Consider the following 18,989-nt stretch of genomic DNA (forward strand, 5'->3'; position numbering starts at 1 on the left):
CTGGGGCTTAGCTGTCAAGCTGAAATTTCCGTAAATTTGCACGCATGATCAAGCGCTTACAGAGTTAGTGGGTGTCGCTTTGGGCGATGCTGCTGGGTTGCATGAGCGGGTTTTGCGTGAGCTGTTCCAGGGCCAGAGGTTTGGCGAAGAAGTAGCCTTGCGCTTGCCCTGCGCCGATCTCGCGTAACAGCTGCAATGTCGCTTCGTCTTCTACGCCTTCCGCTACCACCGATAACCCCAACGACTCGGCCATGCGCACGATGGCGCGCACAATCGCGCGGCTGCGTGAGCTGGTGGTAAGTTCGAAGATGAAAGATTTGTCGATTTTCACGCCGCTGAATTGGTACTGATGCACGTAGCTCAGGGACGAAAAACCGGAGCCGAAGTCGTCGAGCACCACGCTCATGCCTTGTTCGGATAACTGCTGCATGGTCAGTCGCGCTTGCGCCGGTTCGGCCACCAGGGCGCCTTCGGTGAGTTCCAGGCAGATGCGCGCCGGGGCGATGTTGTGGCGGGCCAGCAGGCTCAGCACTTCTTCGGCGAATTCGGGGCGGGTGATGCTGTAGCTGGAGCAGTTCACGTGCACGGTCGGCCAGTTGGCGTGCTGCGGCTGGGCGAGAATTTCGGCCACGCAGTTGAGCATGTACAAGTCCAGCCGGCCAATCAGGCGCAGGCCTTCAAGCGCGGGCAGGAAATAACCGGGTGCGATGACGGTGCCGTCGGGCTGATGCCAGTGAATCAATGCTTCCAGCGATACCAACTCACCTGTACGAACGTTGACGATGGGCTGGAAGTACGGCACCAATTCATCGCTGCGTTTTAGTGCATTTCGTAGTGCGCCTTCGCGCTCCATTTGGTCGGACACTTCGCGGCGCAGTTCCTGGTTGAACACGGCGAAGCTGTCGCGCCCGGCATTTTTAACCCGATACATGGCCGTGTCGGCGTCACGCAGCAGGTCTGCCGGTTCCTGATGGAATTGCTGGTCGGCGCTGACGATGCCGATGCTGCACGAGGAAAACAGCGTGTGGCCGTCGATGGCGAACGGCAGGTCAAATTCCGTGAGGATGCGATCGGCAATACCGATGGCGACGTCGAGCGGGGCGCCCGGAGCGAGTACGGCAAACTCGTCCCCGCCCAATCGCGCCAGCAGGTCGCCGCCACGCAGGCAGGCGCGCAGGCGGGAGGCGGCTTCGGTGAGCAGTAGGTCGCCGAAGTGGTGGCCGAGGCTGTCGTTGATCAGCTTGAAACGGTCGAGGTCGATAAACATCACCACCAGCTGTTTGCCGTGGTCGCGGAAGTCATTCCAGGCGAGGTTCAACCGGTGCTGCAAGTGGCTGCGGTTGGGCAGGCCGGTCAGGGAGTCATGGGTGTTTTCGTGTTGCAGCTTGGCGTTGGCGAAGTCGAGTTCCCGAGTTCGGCTTTGCACGCGTTCTTCCAGTTGCAGGTTGGCAGCCTGCACCGCTTCGGCGGCGTTGCGACGGGAAAACGCGGTATCGATATGCCGCGATACAAAGGTCAGCAATTCCTGATCGCGGAGCGTGTAGCGCACATTGGGTTCGTAACTTTGCACCACCAGTACACCGCGTACTTCGTTGTCGGCAAACAGCGGGATGCCCAGCCACGACTGCGAGCGCACTGGTTCTTTGCTGCGCTCGATTTCGCCGATGTCCATCAATCGTGAGGCTTCGTCGTAGTCGATCAGGCATGGGCGCCGTTGCCGAATCACGTACTCGGTCAGGCCGCGCTGGCCGCGACGCGACGGTGGCGGATCGCTGCGTTGTTCATCGACGAAATACGGAAAGCTGACTTCGTTGGTCTGCCTGTCGAACTGCGCAATATAGAAGTTGAGGGCGAACAGCAGCTCGCCAACGATGCTGTGTAGGCCGCGAAACAGATCGACCATTTCCCCAGGCTGACTGGACAATTCGGTGATCTGAAACAGTGCGCTCTGAAGATGTTCGGCCCTTTCTCGGTCGGCCACTTCCTGGCGCAGCGTGTGATTGAGCTCCGACAGCTGCAGGGTTCGCCGCGAAACGGTTTCCTCCAGGTCGGCACGGTGAAGAATGCGATCCAGCGCCATGGCCACATGACGCACCACGACGAGAAACAATGCGCGGTCTTCCGAGTTGTAGACCCGCGATTTTTCGTAAACCTGCATGGCGAGCATGCCGAAAACTTCGTCAGAAGCGTTCTTCAGCGGCGCGCCCATCCAGAATTCCGGCTTGTGCCCGACGCAAAAAAAACGCCCTTCGGCTTCGGCAGCGTAGATACCCGCTGCGTCGATTAGTAGGGGTTGGCCGCTGGTGAGCACCGTGCCGGTAAGCGACAGATGGTCCGGCTTCAAGTACTCGTAGGTCTCGGACTCCAGGGCCTCGGTGTCGATGATATCGACGTAGTACGGGTAGGTGATCTTGCGCGTGTCGCTGTCGTACAGCGCCAGGTAAAAATTCTCCGCGTCGATCAGGCTCGCCAGTTGCTTGTGCACGCCCATCAAAAATTCGGAGCGTTCGCGTGTGGAGGTGGCCAGATAGGTAATTTCATACAGCACGCGCTGGGTCAGTTGTGCACGAGCTAGCGTGATGCCCTGGGTTTGAAGCGCGAGCTGCTGGGCCAGCTCCGCAAGAGCGCCGGCATCGTCGGTACCGCACTGTTGCGGCGCAAGCAGCCAGCCCAACACGCTTTCGCCGCTGCCAGTGGCCCAGCGCTGCAATTGGTGACGCTCACAGAACTCATCGAGTTGATCCGGCGAAAGGCTTGGCGGCCAGTCAGCGCCCGGTTCGCCCTGGCCGCTGAGGTGCAAATGATCGTTAACCCGATACCAGGCCCAGGCATGTGTGTGTGGCCATTTCGCGGCGGAGGCGAGCAGCGCGGTGATGGCGCTGGCAAAGGCCGCCGCGTGTGGCGAGCCGTGGGGCAGGGTGGACGAATTCATTGGCGCTCCAGGCCTGATGCTTATCGGTCTCATCTTCGGGCTTATACCCGGGCGCTGGCAAGGGAGCAGTTTAATTAATGTCAGACGGATCTTTAGGGTTGGGAAACTCTTCTTTGTGTGTGGGAAGTTTAAAGTGAATGGGTGTAGAGAAAATTAGAACAACTACGGTAGTTATGAGGTTTGTAATTTTTTTAATTTTTGGCCTGTCGTTCATTTTTTGTTTTGTGGTTGGGCGGACGTTTGCTGGCTTTTTTCGCTTCTTTAAGTAGGTTCCGTCTTCCCTGATGTTTTCGTATAGCAATTACTTTTAAAAGTAGGCAAAGTTTTTTGAACGAGTCCATTGAGTGCGGTTGCATTGATGAACTGTTTCATTAAGCGCGTGAACGGCACAGCGAATTCCTATGATGAGTAGTTTTCAGGATGAAGTCCCCAAAGCCAGGGTTAATATAAGGCTTGATCTCCATACTGGCGGCGCAAGTAAAAATGTTGAGCTGCCGTTGAAATTGATGGTGCTCGGCGATTTCAGCAATGGAAGAGAACAGCGCGCGCTTTCGCAGCGAAGCAAAGTCAATGTCGACAAAAACAATTTCGACCAGGTTTTAGGCGAGTATTGCCCCAGGTTGAACATCGCCGTGGCCGATACGCTGTCATCTGGCGGCGAAGAAGCCAGTGTTCAGCTCGTATTCCAGAAAATGAAAGACTTTGAGCCTGAACAGGTGGCGCGGCAGATTCCGCAGTTGCGCGCTTTGCTGGCGATGCGAAATCTGCTACGCGACTTGAAGTCCAACTTGCTGGATAACGCGACATTCCGCTACGAGCTAGAACAAATTCTTAAAAGCGAACAGTTGAGCGGCGAACTGCGGTTAGAGTTATCCGCATTAAGTAGTGATGCTCACTAACTAGTCAGTTTTCAGGAAATAACTAATGCCACGTGAACATACACCCGCCTCTGCGCTGGGGGCTGAAGTACTGTCCTCAGAAAATAGAAGCGTATATGCCGACTTATTCGGCAAGATCAATCTCAGCACCGTTTCGTCCCTGGGTGCATTGGAGCCGTATCAGAATAATGATGTGTTGTCCGAAGTCTCCGTCGACGAACGGGTAACGGCGGCGGTCGATGTCTTTATGCGTTTGCTTGAACAGGCTGCGCAAAAGGTCGAGCGGCTCGATAGAACATTGCTTGATGAACACATCGCCGCCCTTGATCAGAAAATCAGCCGTCAGCTCGATGCGGTCCTGCATCATCCAGAATTCCAGCGCGTGGAATCGGCGTGGCGGGGCGTGAAGTCCTTGGTCGATCAAACCGATTTTCGTCAGAACGTGCGTATCGAGTTGCTGGATATCAGCAAAGAGCATTTGGTTCAGGACTTCGAAGACGCACCGGAAATCGCCCAAAGCGGCCTTTATCTGCATAGCTACATTCAGGAATACGACACGCCCGGCGGTGAGCCGATAGCGGCGGTTGTTTCCGACTACGAGTTCGATCGCAGCCCGCAAGACATCGCCCTGCTGCGCAATATTTCCAAAGTTTCGGCTGCGGCCCATATGCCTTTCGTGGGGGCGGTGGGTCCAGCCTTTTTGGGAAAAATTCGATGGAAGAAGTCGCCGCCATCAAGGATATCGGCAACTACTTTGACCGCGCTGAATACATCAAATGGAAGTCTTTCCGCGAAAGCGACGATGCCCGTTATATCGGCCTGACCTTGCCACGCGTATTAGGTCGCTTGCCTTACGGGCCCGACACCGTGCCGGTGCGCAATTTCAATTACGTCGAACATGTCAAAGGGCCCGATCACAATAAATACCTGTGGACCAACGCCTCGTTCGCTTTCGCCGATTATGGCGTTCCGGATCTGGAACGGGTTCTACACGGCGTGACCGGCACGGCGCATGCCATGGTGGGGCGATTGCAGGCGATGTTGATCAAGTACGAGCCGCGCCTGGACACCGTGGTCATGCGTTTGCTGCCGGCCACACGGCCGGGGCATCTCGATTACGCTTTGGATGTGCGGTTGAAATCGGGCCAGCACGCCACCTTTGGTGCGGCGCTGGCGCCAGAAGGGAAGGTGTTGCTGCGGCATTTGAAGCAGCACTTTGCGGCGGTGCAATGAGAGAAGTGGACGCGACGCTCTCGGACATCGCGTTGCGCCTGGGCGGCGACCCTCATGTCTGCGCCGAATTCGGCAGGCTGCGCGAGGAGCTGAACAAGCTCAACCATCCGGCGCGCCCTGATGTGAACTGGGCGGAGGTTGAGCGGTTATGCACGGCGTTGCTGCAACGCAACGGTGTCGACCTTCAGACGATGGCGTGCTTGGCATTGGCGCGCAGTCAGCGCTTCGGTGTCGCGGGGACGATTGAAGGTGTGGCGCTGATGGACGGCGTGGTGCGCCTGCACGATGCGCGCGCCTGGCCCCCTGGCAGTCAGGCGAAACTGGAAATTTTTACCTGGGTGTTCACTCAGTTGCAGGGGCCGCTGCGCGCTGGGAATTTTCACGCCCACGACTTGCCGCTGCTGGCCGAGCTGGAAACTGCACTGGGCAATTTTCATGAGCGCCTGGACAGCCAGCTGCGCCTTCCCGTGGTGGCGCTGCACAGCCTGCGCCAATTGGTGCGCAGCGCCATACACCGTGGGCAGCGACAGATGCTCGCGGCGCCTTCCCCGCCGGTTCGTGACTGTGTGTCGCCGATGCGCTTTCAACCGGAGGCTTCGCGCCTGCCGCGGTTTTTTGCACTGGCTGGCGCGCTCTGCATCCTCGGGTTAGGGGCGTGGGGCAGTGTCTGGGTTGGGCAGCGCAGCGGGTATGAATTGAGCAGCGTTTTTCCGCTGGCCGCAGATGCGCCGGCGGTTTCTGCTCATGTGGCGACGCTGACGATATTCGCGGCCGGCAGCGCTGAGCTGGGGCCCGACTCGACCAAAGCGCTTATTGGCGCGTTGGCGCGCCTTGCGGCCCAGCCGGGCAGGCTGATCATGATCTCTGGCCACACCGACGCATCGGGCGATGCGCACGTCAATCAGCGCCTGTCTTTGGCCCGGGCCGCCGCTGTGCGCGACTGGTTGCAGCGCATGGCGGGAATCGCTGACGAGTGCGTGGCCATTCAGGGACTCGCCGCCAGCCAGCCCGTAAACGCTGATGAAACAACGAGCGGGCGGACGGCCAATCGCCGGGTTGAAATCCGCTGGGTGTCTGGGCCTGGAACCTGCACTTCTGTTCGGCCAGACGAGGCAGCGAGCGCGTCGGGTGTTTGATGCTGGGCATCGCGCTTATCGCCAACGCGATGTTCAAGCTGGGTTAGCTGCCGCGCAGGCGGCGGCGTTTTTCTAATCGGCTAAGTTGGGACGCAGTTTATGAAGTTTACGTTGATGACATCCGCCGCCATTTTCAGCGCTCTTTTTTGGGCGTTTAACGTATCAGCCAGCGAACAGGCTGGATTCCTCAGCGCGGAAACGGCGCCCGATAGCTTGGCCGTCTTGCCCGCACCGCCTGGGGAGAACACGGTCGCTTTCCAGGCTGACAAAGCCGCTTATGAAACGGGACGTGTATTGCGCGACGCTGCACGCGTGGAGCTCGCCAGCCGCGATGCGAGTTATGAAAATTTCGGGCCTGGATTTAGCGAGGCATTTGGCGTGGAAATCTCCCAAGCGCATACACCAAAGCTGTATGCGCTTTTGCAGGGAGTGCTGCAGGACAGTCAAGATTACGCGGTAAGCACTGCCAAAGACGGCTACCAAAGAGTTCGTCCCTTTGTGGTTTACAAAGAGGCTTCGTGTACGCCGGAGCGTGATAAAAAGATGGCGACTACCGGCTCGTATCCATCCGGGCATGCCTCGTTCGGATGGGCAATTGCCTTGGTGCTGGCCGAGATCAATCCTGCCCGTCAGGTTGCGCTGCTGCGGCGCGGGCATGAGTTTGGCGTCAGTCGGGTCGTGTGCGGCGCGCATTGGCAGAGCGACGTACAAGCCGGGCAGCTCATGGGCGCAGCCATAGTCGCGGCCTTACATGCCAACGGTGAGTTCACTCGCGCATTGAGTGCGGCAAAAAATGAATTTGCCACGCTTAAGGTGAAGTAGGGGAAGTGGGGCGTTTGGTGCCGGCAAGGAACAACCCGGCGCGCGTAGTGAACACAAAACCTCTGAGGCGAGCCCCCAGAGGTTTTGTTCAGCGGATTAGACGTTGAAGCGGAAGTGCATGACGTCACCGTCTTTAACGATGTACTCCTTGCCTTCCAGGCGCCATTTACCGGCTTCTTTCGCGCCAGCTTCGCCTTTGAACTGGATGAAGTCGTCGTAGGCGATGACTTCGGCGCGGATAAAGCCTTTTTCGAAGTCGGTGTGAATCACGCCAGCGGCTTGCGGTGCGGTGGCACCGACGCGCACGGTCCAGGCGCGCACTTCTTCAACGCCGGCGGTGAAGTAGGTTTGCAGGTGCAGCATTTCGTAGCCGGCACGAATCACGCGGTTCAGACCAGGCTCTTCGAGGCCGAGGGCTTCGAGGAACATGTCTTTTTCTTCGCCGTCATCAAGCTCGGCAATTTCCGCTTCGATCTTGTTGCAGACAGGTACCACGATCGCGCCTTCTTCGTCGGCGATGGTCTTGACCACGTCGAGCAGCGGGTTGTTCTCGAAGCCGTCTTCGGCGACGTTGGCGATGTACATCACCGGCTTGGTGGTCAGCAGGTGGAAGCCACGGATGATCAGCTTTTCTTCGCTGCTCATGTTCTTCATCAGGCTGCGTGCCGGCTTGCCTTCGGTGAAGTGGTTGATCAGTTGTTCCAGCAAGGCTTTCTGAGCCACGGCGTCTTTGTCGCCGCCCTTGGCGTTGCGGGTGACTTTCTGCAGTTGTTTTTCACAGCTGTCGAGGTCGGCGAAGATCAGTTCCAGGTCGATGATTTCGATGTCGCGCTTGGGGTCGACGCTGTTGGAAACGTGGATAACGTTGTCGTCTTCGAAGCAACGCACCACGTGGGCAATGGCGTCAGTCTCGCGAATGTTGGCGAGGAATTTGTTGCCCAGGCCTTCACCTTTGGACGCGCCGGCTACCAGGCCTGCGATGTCGACGAATTCCATTGTGGTCGGCAGGATGCGCTTGGGATTGACGATGGCCGCCAGGGCGTCGAGACGCGGGTCCGGCATGGGCACGATGCCGCTGTTCGGCTCGATGGTGCAGAAAGGAAGTTCTCCGCCGCGATACCGGATTTGGTCAGGGCGTTGAACAGGGTGGACTTGCCGACGTTGGGCAGGCCGACGATGCCGCAGTTAAATCCCATGGTGTAATCCTCGCGGAAGTGAATTCGCTAAAAAGAAGGGTCAAGCCTTTTGGCTGTGCAGAAGTTTCATCGCCCGGTTCCATTCCCCGGCGTAAACCTCTGGCATCACGCCGAGGGCAAAATCGATGCTGGCGTCCAGTTTGTCCTGCTCGGCGCGAGGCGCACGACCCAGTACAAAGCCGGATACCTTGCTGGCTTCACCGGGGTGGCCAATGCCAAGCCGCAAACGGTGAAAGGTATTTTGATTGCCGAGTTGCGCAATGATGTCGCGCAAGCCGTTGTGCCCGCCGTGTCCGCCGCCTTGCTTGAATTTGGCGACGCCGGGAGGCATGTCGAGTTCGTCGTGGGCTACCAGAATGGCGTCTACCGGAACGCGGTAGAAACCGGCCATGGCGGCAACAGCCTGGCCGCTGCGGTTCATATAGGTAGTGGGAATCAACAGACGAATATCGTGACCTTGATGGCTGAAACGCGCCGTCAGGCCGAAAAATTTGCGCTCTGCTACCAGATTGACCCGTTGGGCCGCAGCGAGACGCTCAACAAAAAGGGCCCCTGCGTTATGCCGGGTCTGTTCGTATTCAGCGCCTGGATTACCCAGGCCGACGATCAGTTGTACGGCAGTCACGACAGGAGCCCTTCCTTAGACGAGGCGAGAATTACTCGGCTGCGCCTTCTGCTTCATCTTCTTTCGGTACGCGCGAAGCGTGGATGTTGGCAACTGGCAAGTCTTTGCCGTGTGCCAGAGCAACCAGTTCAACGCCAGCTGGCAGAGTCAGGTCCGACAGGTGAACGATCTGACCGATTTCTACTTTAGCCATGTCGACGTTGATGAATTCCGGCAGGTCTTTAGCCTCGCAGGACACTTCAACTTCAGCAGCGGTGTGGGAAACTTCGCCACCTTGCTGCTTCACGCCAACTGCAGTTTCCTGGTTGATGAAGTGCAATGGAACGAGGACGGTCAGTTTTTGGCCAGCAACAACGCGGACGAAGTCAGCGTGCATCACGTGACCTTTAGCCGGGTGACGTTGCAGGGCTTTGATCACTACGGTTTCAGCAGCGCCGCCAACGGTCAGGGTGATGACGTGGCTGTAGGCAGCTTCGTTTTCCAGCAGTTTGGCGATTTCTTTAGCCAGCAAGGTGATGGAAACAGGCGCTTTGTCGCCACCGTAAACTACGGCAGGAATTTGGGCGGCGAGACGACGCAGGCGGCGGCTCGCACCTTTCCCCAGGTCGGAACGCACTTCAGCATTCAGGGCAAAATCAGTCATGGTGAATCTCCAAAATAAACTTCACCGCGCTGTTGCTTGCGACCGGCAACGGTAAGCGGTGAGGCAAAAAAGCCCCGCACGAGGCGGGGCACTTTCGTTCTGCGTCATGCTGCCAGGGAATTAGCCCTTAGCGGAACATCGCGCTGATCGATTCTTCATTGCTGATGCGGCGTACCGCCTCAGCGACTACCGGCGCGATATCCAATTGACGGATACGTTTGCAGGCTTGAGCAGCTGCCGACAACGGGATGGTGTTGGTCACCACCAGTTCGTCGAGCATGGAATTTTCGATGTTCTCGATGGCGCGACCGGAGAGAACGGCGTGCGTTGCGTAGGCAAACACCTTGGCAGCGCCGTGTTCTTTCAGAGCCTTTGCCGCGTGGCAGAGTGTGCCAGCGGTGTCGACCATGTCATCCACCAGGATGCAGGTACGGCCTTCAACATCACCAATGATGTGCATCACTTCGGAGTGGTTGGCCTTCTCACGACGTTTGTCGATGATGGCCAGATCCACGCCCAAGGATTTGGCGACAGCGCGAGCACGCACTACACCGCCAATGTCCGGAGACACGATCATCAGATTTTCGAAACGTTGGTCTTCGATGTCGTCCACCAGTACTGGCGAACCGTAGATGTTATCTACCGGAATATCGAAGAAGCCCTGAATCTGGTCGGCGTGCAAATCAACAGTCAGAACGCGGTCGATACCGACGACGGTCAGCATGTCAGCCACCACTTTGGCGCTGATTGCCACGCGAGCGGAGCGCGGACGGCGATCCTGGCGGGCGTAACCGAAGTAGGGGATCACGGCTGTGATTCGAGTAGCCGAGGAGCGGCGGAAGGCGTCGGCCATTACCACCAGTTCCATCAGGTTATCGTTGGTTGGCGCGCATGTCGGCTGGATCAGGAAGACGTCTTTACCGCGAACGTTTTCGTTGATTTCAATGCTGATTTCGCCATCGGAAAATTTTCCAACGGAGGCATCGCCGAGTGGGATATGCAGCTGACGTACGATACGTCGCGCCAGATCGGGGTTAGCATTCCCCGTAAAGACCATCATCTTGGACACGCGCAGTACCTGCCGGCTGAGGGTATACCTGGATGAGTATAGAAAATGGCAGGGGCGGCTGGATTCGAACCAACGCATGGCAGGATCAAAACCTGCTGCCTTACCGCTTGGCGACGCCCCTGTAGTGTGCAACTGGATGCTTAGCATCCGCTTCTCAGGACAGTGCTTGTAACCGCTGGTGCAACATCGAAACGTTACAACCTTTAGCAACAAACCCTGGCAGGGAGGCTGGAAGTTGGGCCGCGACTTTATCAGCTTCGGCTTTGTTAGGGAAGCTCCCAAAAAACACAACAACCAGTGCCGGTTAATCTAACTGAAACAAATTTGTTTAGCAAGATCAAAGCGTTACGAACATCTGGGTAACGCCTCTCGACCACCGACTGACAGTCATTACGACCGCCCCGCTCGAGAACGGCCGACAATGTAATCGCGGGAGTATCGCGTGTCAACTCCGGGTCTGAGAAAATTTCTGCTGTGCTGACAGATACTTGCGGTATCGCCACCAGAAACCACGCTTCGTCCAATTCCACTGGGGTCAGCACCTCGCCAACGCCTTCTGCAAATGCCGCATGACCCTTCACAAATACGGGCACATCGGCGCCCAGATTCACGCCCAATTCGGCGAGTTGGTCGAGGCTCCAGCCGAGCTGCCAAATATGATTGAGGCCCAGCAATGTAGTGGCGGCATCGGAACTGCCGCCGCCAATACCGCCGCCCATGGGCAGACGTTTTTCCAGCCAGATATCGGCACCCAGCGAGCACGCGCTTTTGCTTTGCAGTTGGCGTGCGGCTTTGACGATCAAGTTGCTGTCGTGGGGGACGCCTTCGATGTCGCTGTGCAGGCGAATCTCGCCGTCTTCGCGCAGCGCGAAGGTCAGCTCATCGCTGTAGTCGAGAAACTGAAACAGGGTTTGCAACTGGTGGTAGCCGTCGGCGCGGCGGCCGAGGATGTGCAGCATAAGGTTGAGTTTTGCCGGGGCCGGCAAGGTCAAACGAGCAGCCGGCATCACTGGCCCAACTGGCGCGGTTGCCAGTCCTTGATCACCAGGGTGAGGTCGAGGTCGCGGCCGTGCAGCTTCATGCGCTCGGGCAGCCAATAACCGTTTTGCTCGGCATAGCTGAGGTACTCAACCTGCCAACCGTCCTGACTCAGACGTTGCAAGTGGCTCTCGCTGTCGAGCGTGAGACTGCTTTTGCTGTCTGGCGCGGGAAGGCCGCGCACCCACCAGGTCAGGTGTGAAATCGGCAGCTTCCAACCGAGTTGCTCTTCCAGCAGCGCCTCGGGCGTTTCTGCTTGGTAGCGTCCCTGATTGGCTACCTCCAGCGTGACGTCGCCGGCGTGGCCAGTCAGTCGTGCGGCGCCGCGACCCAGTGGGCCGGAGAGGCGAATGTCGAAATAATCTTGGCGCTGCAGCCAGAACAGCGTGCCGCTACCTGAATCTTTTGGCGCGCGTATCCCGACCTTGCCGCTGATCTGCCAGCCGTTCAGGGCAGCCGTGCGCGTTTTATGCGCCTGCCATTTGGCCGGGTGGCCCTGGCCGTCCAACGATTCATGGGAGGTGAGGCCGGCACAGCCGCTGAGGGCGGCAAGCAGGCCGATAACAATGAGGTGGCGCAAACGCATTTAAAGCTTCTCGGAACCGGTCAGGCGCAACAGGGTTTCGCGCAGGATGGAGTTGTCAGGCTGTTCTTTTTGAGCCGCTGCCCACACTTTTTTAGCTTCGGACTGCTTGCCGTTGGCCCACAGCACTTCGCCCAAATGTGCCGCCACTTCGGCGTCGGGGAAACGCTCCAACGCCTGACGCAATAGGCGCTCAGCTTCGTCGAGATTGCCGGTGCGGTAGTTGGCCCAACCCAGGCTGTCGAGAATCGCCGGATCGTCGGGGCTCAGTTTGTGGGCTTTTTGAATCAGGTCTCGGCCTTCGGCATAGCGCGTGGTGCGGTCGACCAGCGTGTAGCCCAGCGCGTTAAGCGCCATGGAGTTGTCCGGCTCGCGGCTGAGGATGGTGCGCAGGTCCGCTTCGAGCTGCTTCAGGTCGTTGCGCTTTTCGGCGAGCATCGAGCGGGTGTAAAGCAGGTTGAGATCGTCCGGGTACTGCTTTAGTGCGCGCTGAATCACCGCCCAGGCTTGGTCGTAATGCTGCCGGCTGGACTGCGCTTCGGCTTCGATCAGGTACAGCTGAATGGCGTAATCCGGCTGGGTTTCGCGGGCTTCGGCGAGCACCTTCGAGGCTTCGCTGCTGCGGCCGGTGTCGAACAGAATGTTGGCCTGACGCAGCTGCGCCGGCAGATAATCGTTACCTGGGCCGACTTGGCTGAACTCCTGAACGGCATTGTTCGGGTCTTTCAGTTCTTCATAGGCGCGGCCGAGGTTGAAGTGCGCGGCGTCAACATGACTCTCGCGTTCAACCAAGTCCTGCAGATAGCCGATCGCTTCCTGCCAAGCCCCGGCTTCCAGGCACACCAACGCAAGCGAGAAACGCAGGTCATCGTCATCGGGAAACTGTTGAACCAGGGACGCGAACTCGACCTTGGCGTCATCGAGGCGGTTCTGTTCGACTAGAAGGCGCGCATAAGCCAAGCGCAGGCGCTTGTCGTCCGGGTGTTGCTTGATGCCTTTTTCCAACAGCGGAATGGCTTCGTCGCTGCGCTTCATGCTTTGCAGCAGGCGAGCGCGTAGCAGCAGCGGGGCGACGTCATGGGTCGCGGCTTTCTGATCTTCCAGCAACTGAAGGGCGGCGTCGGGGGTGTCCGTCTTGCTGCAGTAACAGCGCTTTGCCGAACAGCAGCTGACCGTTGTCCGGGTATTTCACCAGCAGACGGTCGAAGCTTTGTTGCAAGCCGGCGCGGGTGTCGGGATCGGTTTCGGCAGCGGAGAGGGCAAGGAAATCGAAGTGCGTGTCGCCTTGGCCTTGCAGCACTTTTTCCATGTACACCATGGATTCGTCGTAGCGGCCGGCGCGGGCCAACTGAATGGCGGCGGCACGTTGCGCTTCAAGGTTCTCTGGCGCGTTCTTGGCCCAGATCAGCGACATTTCCAGCGCGGGTTCGTCGGCGCCGAGGTACTCAGCGATGCGAAACCCTCGCTCGGCGACTGCGGCGTCTTGGGTTTCGTTGGCCTGCTGAATGTAATTTTCCAGGGCAATGTCGAAGCGGTTACGTTGCCCGGCAAGCTCGGCGGTGAGCAAGGAAAGCAGCGTTTCTTCGCTAAACGAACCGTACACCTGAGGCTTGGCAACGGCGACCGGCGCGGTGTCTTCCACCGGCGGTACGCCATCCTGCTTGGATGGGCTCAGGCTGGCGCAGCCCCCGAGAAACAAGACGGCGGCGAACAATGGCAACGATTTATTCATATATAGGAAAGGGCGACTTACCTGCGGTGCGGGCATCATGACACAAGCCGTGGGGCAAAACCCATGGGGCAAGCGCCTATCTATGGTTGGCTGTGCGAGACAGGCTACCGGCTATTAGGACAATAGTGAGCGGTGGTTGTTCTCACTCTAGTGAAGTAGGACAATTGGCGGCTTCCCGTTTCTGTCAGCGACCCTGCATGACCTTTCTTGCCCTCGGTATCAACCACAAGACCGCCTCGGTGGACGTCCGCGAACGTGTGGCGTTCACCCCGGAGCAGTTGGTTGAGGCATTGCAGCAATTGTGTGCGCGCACCGCGAGCCGCGAGGCGGCCATTCTGTCTACCTGTAACCGCAGCGAGTTGTACATCGAGCAAGACAGCCTGACCGCCGATAGCGTGCTGGCCTGGCTGGCCGATTACCACAACCTCAGCCTCGACGAACTGCGAGCCTGCGCCTATGTGCACCAGGATGACTCTGCCGTGCGGCACATGATGCGCGTGGCCTCGGGCCTTGATTCCATGGTGCTCGGCGAGCCACAGATCCTCGGTCAGATGAAATCTGCCTACGCCGTTGCCCGTGAAGCCGGCACCGTCGGCCCGCTGCTTGGGCGCCTGTTTCAAGCCACTTTTAGCACCGCCAAACAAGTGCGCACCGACACCGCCATTGGCGAGAACCCGGTGTCCGTGGCCTTCGCTGCCGTCAGCCTGGCCAAGCAGATTTTCAGCAACCTCAATAACAGTCAGGCCCTGCTAATCGGTGCCGGCGAAACCATTACGTTGGTGGCCCGGCATTTATATGAGCAGGGCGTGAAACGCATTGTAGTGGCCAACCGCACCCTTGAGCGCGCCAGTCAACTGGCCGAGCAGTTCGGCGCCCACGCGGTGTTGCTGTCGGAGATTCCTCAAGAGCTGATCAGCAGCGATATCGTCATCAGCTCTACCGCCAGCCAGTTGCCGATTCTCGGCAAAGGTGCGGTGGAAAGTGCGCTGAAGCAGCGCAAGCACAAACCGATCTTTATGGTCGACATCGCCGTGCCGCGCGACATCGAGCCCGAAGTGGGCGAGCTGGACGACGTGTACCTCTATACCGTCGACGACCTCCACGATGTAATCGCCGAAAACCTCAAAAGCCGCCAAGGCGCTGCCCAGGCCGCTGAAGAATTGGTCGCCGTCGGCACCAGCGACTTCATGTCGCGTCTGCGTGAATTGGCTGCCGTCGATGTGCTCAAGGCGTACCGCCAGCAAGCCGAACGGCTGCGCGATGACGAGCTGGCCAAGGCGCAGCGTCTGCTCGCCAATGGCACCTCGGCCGAAGAAGCGCTGGCGCAACTGGCCCGTGGCCTGACCAATAAGTTGCTGCACGCGCCGAGCGTGCAATTGAAAAAACTCTCGGCTGACGGGCGCATCGATGCGTTGACCGTGGCCCAGGAACTCTTTGCGCTCGACGAGAGCACCACGGATAAAACCCCGCAATGAAAGCGTCACTGCTGAATAAACTGGACATGATCCACGACCGCTACGAAGAACTGACGGCGCTGCTGGGCGACGCCGAGGTGATCAGCGATCAGAGCAAGTTCCGCGCGTATTCCAAGGAGTACGCCGAGGTCGAGCCGGTGGTGCAGCTGTTGCAGGAATTCCGCAAAGTCACTGCCGACATGCAGGGCGCCCAGGCGCTGCTCAAAGACAGCGACCCGGACATGCGCGAAATGGCCGAGCAAGAAGTGGCCGACAGCAAAGAGTTGCTGGCCGATCTGGAAGCCCGCCTGCAACGCATGCTTTTGCCCAAAGACCCTAACGACGGCCGCAACGTGTTCCTCGAAGTGCGCGCTGGCACTGGCGGCGACGAGGCGGCGATTTTTTCTGGCGACCTGTTTCGCATGTACTCGCGTTACGCCGAAAAACGCGGCTGGCGGGTGGAAATTTTGTCGGAAAACATCGGCGAGCACGGCGGCTATAAAGAAGTGATCGCTCGCGTGGAAGGCGACAACGTGTACGCCAAACTCAAATTCGAATCCGGCGCGCATCGCGTGCAGCGCGTGCCGGAAACCGAGTCGCAGGGGCGCATTCATACGTCCGCTTGCACCGTCGCGGTGTTGCCGGAGCCGGATGAGCAGCAAGCGATCGAAATCAATCCGGCAGACTTGCGCGTCGACACGTACCGTTCTTCCGGCGCGGGCGGTCAGCACGTAAACAAAACCGACTCGGCGATCCGCATTACCCACCTTCCGTCCGGCATCGTTGTCGAGTGCCAGGAAGAACGGTCGCAGCATAAGAACCGCGCCAAGGCCATGGCCTGGTTGTCGGCCAAGCTCAACGATCAACAGGAAGCCGCGGCGCACAAAGAAATCTCGGACACGCGTCGCTTGCTCGTTGGCTCGGGTGATCGCTCCGAGCGCATCCGTACGTACAACTTTCCCCAGGGGCGCGTCACAGATCACCGTATCAACCTCACGCTCTATAACCTGGACGACGTGTTGGCCGGTGGCGTTGACGCCGTTATCGAACCGTTGCTCAGCGAATACCAGGCCGACCAACTGGCCGCGCTGGGGGACTGACGGTTGAGTGGCCAAGGCGGCGCCTCAAGCATTCAGCACCTGCTGGCCAGCGTGACGTTGCCGGGCTCAGACACCGCGCAATTGGACGTCGAGCTTTTGCTTGCCGCAGCGCTGGGCAAGCCGCGCAGTTACTTGCGCACGTGGCCGGAGCGCGAACTCGATGCTGAGCAATTGCAGCGCTTTCACGCCGCCATTGCCCGCCGCCAGCAAGGCGAACCCGTCGCCTACATTCTTGGCCAGCAAGGCTTCTGGAGCTTGGACCTGGAAGTAGCGCCGCACACCCTGATTCCTCGCCCCGATACCGAACTGCTGGTTGAAACCGCCCTTGAGTTGTTGCCGCATAACCCTATCGCGGCGCTCGATCTAGGCACGGGTACCGGCGCTATCGCCTTGGCCCTCGCGACCGAACGACCGGGCTGGACGGTAACGGGCGTTGATCGCGTGCCCGAAGCGGTGGCGTTGGCCGAGCGCAATCGGCTGCGCCTCAAACTCACCAATGCGGGCTTTCGCCACAGTCACTGGTTCAGCGCCGTCGCTGCTCAGCGCTTCGCCCTGATCGTCAGCAACCCTCCTTATATACGCGCCGACGACCACCATCTGGACGAGGGCGACGTGCGCTTCGAGCCGGCCAGTGCGCTGGTGTCGGGTCAGGATGGGCTGGACGATATTCGCTTGATTATTCAGCACGCCCCCGCGCATTTGGTTGCCGGCGGCTGGCTGTTGTTGGAACACGGTTTTGACCAGGCTGCCGCCGTCCGTGAGCTGCTGGCAGCACAAGGCTTTAATGCCATTGAAAGCCGTCGCGATTTGGGCGGCCATGAACGAATCAGCCTGGGGCGTTACGACAATGCATGACTCGCTTACGGATGAAGAACTGCTGCGCTACAGCCGGCAGATTCTGCTCAGCCAGATCGACATCGACGGCCAGCTACGGCTGAAAAACAGCCGCGCGCTGATCGTAGGGCTAGGTGGCCTCGGTTCGCCGGTGGCGCTTTACCTGGCGGCAGCGGGCGTCGGAGAGCTGCATTTGGCAGACTTCGATACCGTCGACGTCACCAACCTGCAACGCCAGATTGCCCACGACACCGCCAGCGTCGGCCAGAGCAAAGTCGACTCCATGCAATCCCGATTGCGGGCGATCAATCCCCACGTGAGCCTGCACGCACACCGCCGAGCGCTGGATGCCGACAGCATGAGCGCGGCCGTTGCAGCGGTGGATCTGGTGCTGGACTGCTCCGACAATTTCGGCACGCGCGAAGCGGTGAACGCCGCCTGCGTCGCGGCCGGGAAGCCGCTGGTGAGTGGCGCGGCGATCCGTCTTGAGGGCCAGTTGTCGGTGTTCGATCCGCGTCAGACCAGCAGTCCTTGCTACCACTGCCTATACGGGCATGGCAGCGAGGCTGAGCTGACTTGCAGTGAAGCCGGCGTCGTCGGCCCGCTCGTTGGTCTGGTGGGCTCGCTGCAAGCGCTCGAGGCCCTGAAGCTACTCGCCGGCTTTGGTGAGCCGCTGGTGGGTCGACTGTTGCTGATCGATGCCGTGGGCTCGCGTTTTCGCGAGCTACGGGTTAAACGCGACCCCGCCTGCGCGGTGTGCGGGTCTCGCCCATGAGCAAGTCGGCGCCGGTCGGCGTGTTCGATTCGGGCGTTGGCGGGCTCTCTGTGCTGGGCGAGATTCAGCGCCTGTTGCCTAACGAAACCTTGCTGTACGTCGCTGACAGCGGCCACGTTCCCTACGGCGAGAAAACGCCTGAGTTCATCCGTCAGCGCAGCGCCGTCATCACCGACTTTTTAATGGAGCAGGGCGCCAAGGCGCTTGTGGTGGCGTGCAATACCGCCACGGCGGCGGGCATCAACGAGCTGCGCGAGCAATATCCGCAGTTGCCCATCATCGGCATGGAGCCCGCCGTGAAGCCGGCTGCGGCGGCAACGCGAAGCGGCGTGGTCGGTGTGCTGGCCACGACCGGCACCTTGCGGAGCGCCAAGTTCGCCGCCTTGCTCGACCGTTTCGCCAGCGACGTACGGGTTATTACGCGGCCCTGCCCGGGGTTGGTTGAATTGATTGAAGCGGGCGAGCTGCACAGCGAAGTCACTCGTGAGCTGCTGCGCAGTTACGTCGAGCTGCTGCTGGCGCAAGGGTGTGACACGTTGATTCTGGGCTGTACCCATTACCCGTTTATCAAACCCTTATTGCTGGAATTGGTACCGCCCTCGGTGACCCTCATCGACACCGGCATGGCGGTCGCTCGGCAGCTGCAACGGCTGCTCAGCGAACAGAATTTGCTTGCCGATCGCCCCGGTTCCGCCACCCGTTTGTGGTCGAGTGGAAATTTATCGAACCTAATTCAGGTACTGCCGCTCCTAGTTGGCAGAGAGGCCAGCGTTGCGCCGCTAGGGCGGTAGAGTCACCGGCACCTGGAACCGTTTCCCACGAACATGGGTGAGTTTTCAATGCTGTTTAATGCGGGTTGAGTCTTTCGTTTATAGCCAAAATTTCTATAATTCAGCCGTTACGCAGATATCTGTGATCAACCTGATACAAAGGACGTTG

13 protein-coding genes, 1 tRNA gene and 4 pseudogenes are annotated in these 18,989 nt (G+C 59.1%); 9 read left to right on the forward strand and 9 right to left on the reverse strand.

The window, feature by feature from the left end:
* Positions 1-64 precede the first annotated feature (64 nt).
* Entirely contained in the window at positions 65-2,932 is a 2,868-nt protein-coding gene (locus ACZZZP_RS02715; RefSeq protein WP_463536239.1) for a bifunctional diguanylate cyclase/phosphodiesterase, read from the reverse strand.
* Positions 2,933-3,336: 404 nt separating this feature from the next.
* Between ACZZZP_RS02715 and tssB the strand changes: the two genes are divergently transcribed.
* The 4 genes and pseudogenes from tssB (at position 3,337) to ACZZZP_RS02735 (ending at position 7,001) form a co-directional block, all read left to right on the forward strand.
* Positions 3,337-3,831, forward strand: a complete 495-nt coding sequence (tssB, locus tag ACZZZP_RS02720) for a type VI secretion system contractile sheath small subunit (RefSeq protein ID WP_463381721.1) — start codon at positions 3,337-3,339, stop codon at positions 3,829-3,831.
* Between the two features lie 25 nt (positions 3,832-3,856).
* A pseudogene (tssC, locus tag ACZZZP_RS02725) lies at positions 3,857-4,767 on the forward strand (type VI secretion system contractile sheath large subunit); the annotation flags it as partial.
* Positions 4,768-5,039: 272 nt separating this feature from the next.
* Positions 5,040-6,179: an OmpA family protein gene (locus tag ACZZZP_RS02730; protein WP_463536240.1), complete on the forward strand. Its 1,140-nt coding sequence runs from the start codon at positions 5,040-5,042 to the stop codon at positions 6,177-6,179.
* Positions 6,180-6,278: 99 nt separating this feature from the next.
* Positions 6,279-7,001, forward strand: a complete 723-nt coding sequence (locus ACZZZP_RS02735; RefSeq protein WP_463381724.1) for an acid phosphatase — start codon at positions 6,279-6,281, stop codon at positions 6,999-7,001.
* 96 nt (positions 7,002-7,097) lie between these two features.
* Here the strand turns inward: ACZZZP_RS02735 and ychF are convergent.
* From ychF to ACZZZP_RS02775, 8 genes and pseudogenes are all read right to left on the reverse strand, one after another.
* Positions 7,098-8,197 (reverse strand): annotated as a pseudogene (gene ychF / locus ACZZZP_RS02740) (redox-regulated ATPase YchF).
* A 40-nt stretch (positions 8,198-8,237) separates the two neighbouring features.
* Positions 8,238-8,822 carry an aminoacyl-tRNA hydrolase gene (gene pth / locus ACZZZP_RS02745; protein ID WP_122492981.1) on the reverse strand — a complete coding sequence of 195 codons (585 nt, stop codon included), beginning with the start codon at positions 8,820-8,822 and terminating at the stop codon, positions 8,238-8,240.
* A 31-nt stretch (positions 8,823-8,853) separates the two neighbouring features.
* Entirely contained in the window at positions 8,854-9,465 is a 612-nt protein-coding gene (locus ACZZZP_RS02750) for a 50S ribosomal protein L25/general stress protein Ctc (RefSeq protein WP_463381725.1), read from the reverse strand.
* Positions 9,466-9,592: 127 nt separating this feature from the next.
* Positions 9,593-10,534: a ribose-phosphate pyrophosphokinase gene (locus ACZZZP_RS02755; RefSeq protein ID WP_108098481.1), complete on the reverse strand. Its 942-nt coding sequence runs from the start codon at positions 10,532-10,534 to the stop codon at positions 9,593-9,595.
* 46 nt (positions 10,535-10,580) lie between these two features.
* A tRNA-Gln gene (locus ACZZZP_RS02760) sits at positions 10,581-10,655 on the reverse strand.
* A 33-nt stretch (positions 10,656-10,688) separates the two neighbouring features.
* Positions 10,689-11,541 (reverse strand): annotated as a pseudogene (gene ispE, locus ACZZZP_RS02765) (4-(cytidine 5'-diphospho)-2-C-methyl-D-erythritol kinase).
* A complete protein-coding gene (lolB, locus tag ACZZZP_RS02770) occupies positions 11,541-12,158 on the reverse strand; it encodes a lipoprotein insertase outer membrane protein LolB (RefSeq protein ID WP_463381727.1) in 618 nt (205 codons plus the stop codon). Before lolB ends, ispE begins: the two are co-directional and overlap by 1 nt.
* Positions 12,159-13,887: pseudogene (locus tag ACZZZP_RS02775) on the reverse strand (tetratricopeptide repeat protein). It abuts the gene before it with no gap.
* 197 nt (positions 13,888-14,084) lie between these two features.
* On the opposite strand from ACZZZP_RS02775, the gene hemA reads away from it, so the two are divergent.
* The 5 genes from hemA to murI are packed head-to-tail and all read left to right on the forward strand — an operon-like array spanning position 14,085 to position 18,841.
* Positions 14,085-15,362 (forward strand): glutamyl-tRNA reductase, encoded by a 1,278-nt coding sequence (gene hemA, locus ACZZZP_RS02780; RefSeq protein WP_463536241.1) that lies wholly within the window; start codon positions 14,085-14,087, stop codon positions 15,360-15,362.
* The gene (gene prfA, locus ACZZZP_RS02785) at positions 15,359-16,441 is read left to right on the forward strand and encodes a peptide chain release factor 1 (RefSeq protein WP_463381728.1); all 1,083 of its coding nucleotides are present in this window, start codon (positions 15,359-15,361) and stop codon (positions 16,439-16,441) included. Before hemA ends, prfA begins: the two co-directional genes overlap by 4 nt.
* 3 nt (positions 16,442-16,444) lie before the next feature.
* Positions 16,445-17,296 carry a peptide chain release factor N(5)-glutamine methyltransferase gene (gene prmC / locus ACZZZP_RS02790; RefSeq protein ID WP_463381729.1) on the forward strand — a complete coding sequence of 284 codons (852 nt, stop codon included), beginning with the start codon at positions 16,445-16,447 and terminating at the stop codon, positions 17,294-17,296.
* Positions 17,289-18,050 (forward strand): molybdopterin-synthase adenylyltransferase MoeB, encoded by a 762-nt coding sequence (locus ACZZZP_RS02795; protein ID WP_463381730.1) that lies wholly within the window; start codon positions 17,289-17,291, stop codon positions 18,048-18,050. Before prmC ends, ACZZZP_RS02795 begins: the two co-directional genes overlap by 8 nt.
* Positions 18,047-18,841, forward strand: a complete 795-nt coding sequence (murI, locus tag ACZZZP_RS02800; protein WP_463536242.1) for a glutamate racemase — start codon at positions 18,047-18,049, stop codon at positions 18,839-18,841. Before ACZZZP_RS02795 ends, murI begins: the two co-directional genes overlap by 4 nt.
* Positions 18,842-18,989 lie beyond the last annotated feature (148 nt).

This window comes from Pseudomonas sp. AC211, from assembly GCF_979258055.1.

What these genes read in the sequence shown, in the direction of transcription:
- ACZZZP_RS02715 (WP_463536239.1), bottom strand. Translation starts at nt 2,932, where the DNA reads ATGAATTCGTCCACCCTGCCCCACGGCTCGCCACACGCGGCGGCCTTT.
- tssB (WP_463381721.1), top strand. Translation starts at nt 3,337, where the DNA reads ATGAGTAGTTTTCAGGATGAAGTCCCCAAAGCCAGGGTTAATATAAGG.
- ACZZZP_RS02730 (WP_463536240.1), top strand. Translation starts at nt 5,040, where the DNA reads ATGAGAGAAGTGGACGCGACGCTCTCGGACATCGCGTTGCGCCTGGGC.
- ACZZZP_RS02735 (WP_463381724.1), top strand. Translation starts at nt 6,279, where the DNA reads ATGAAGTTTACGTTGATGACATCCGCCGCCATTTTCAGCGCTCTTTTT.
- ACZZZP_RS02750 (WP_463381725.1), bottom strand. Translation starts at nt 9,465, where the DNA reads ATGACTGATTTTGCCCTGAATGCTGAAGTGCGTTCCGACCTGGGGAAA.
- lolB (WP_463381727.1), bottom strand. Translation starts at nt 12,158, where the DNA reads ATGCGTTTGCGCCACCTCATTGTTATCGGCCTGCTTGCCGCCCTCAGC.
- hemA (WP_463536241.1), top strand. Translation starts at nt 14,085, where the DNA reads ATGACCTTTCTTGCCCTCGGTATCAACCACAAGACCGCCTCGGTGGAC.
- prfA (WP_463381728.1), top strand. Translation starts at nt 15,359, where the DNA reads ATGAAAGCGTCACTGCTGAATAAACTGGACATGATCCACGACCGCTAC.
- ACZZZP_RS02795 (WP_463381730.1), top strand. Translation starts at nt 17,289, where the DNA reads ATGCATGACTCGCTTACGGATGAAGAACTGCTGCGCTACAGCCGGCAG.
- murI (WP_463536242.1), top strand. Translation starts at nt 18,047, where the DNA reads ATGAGCAAGTCGGCGCCGGTCGGCGTGTTCGATTCGGGCGTTGGCGGG.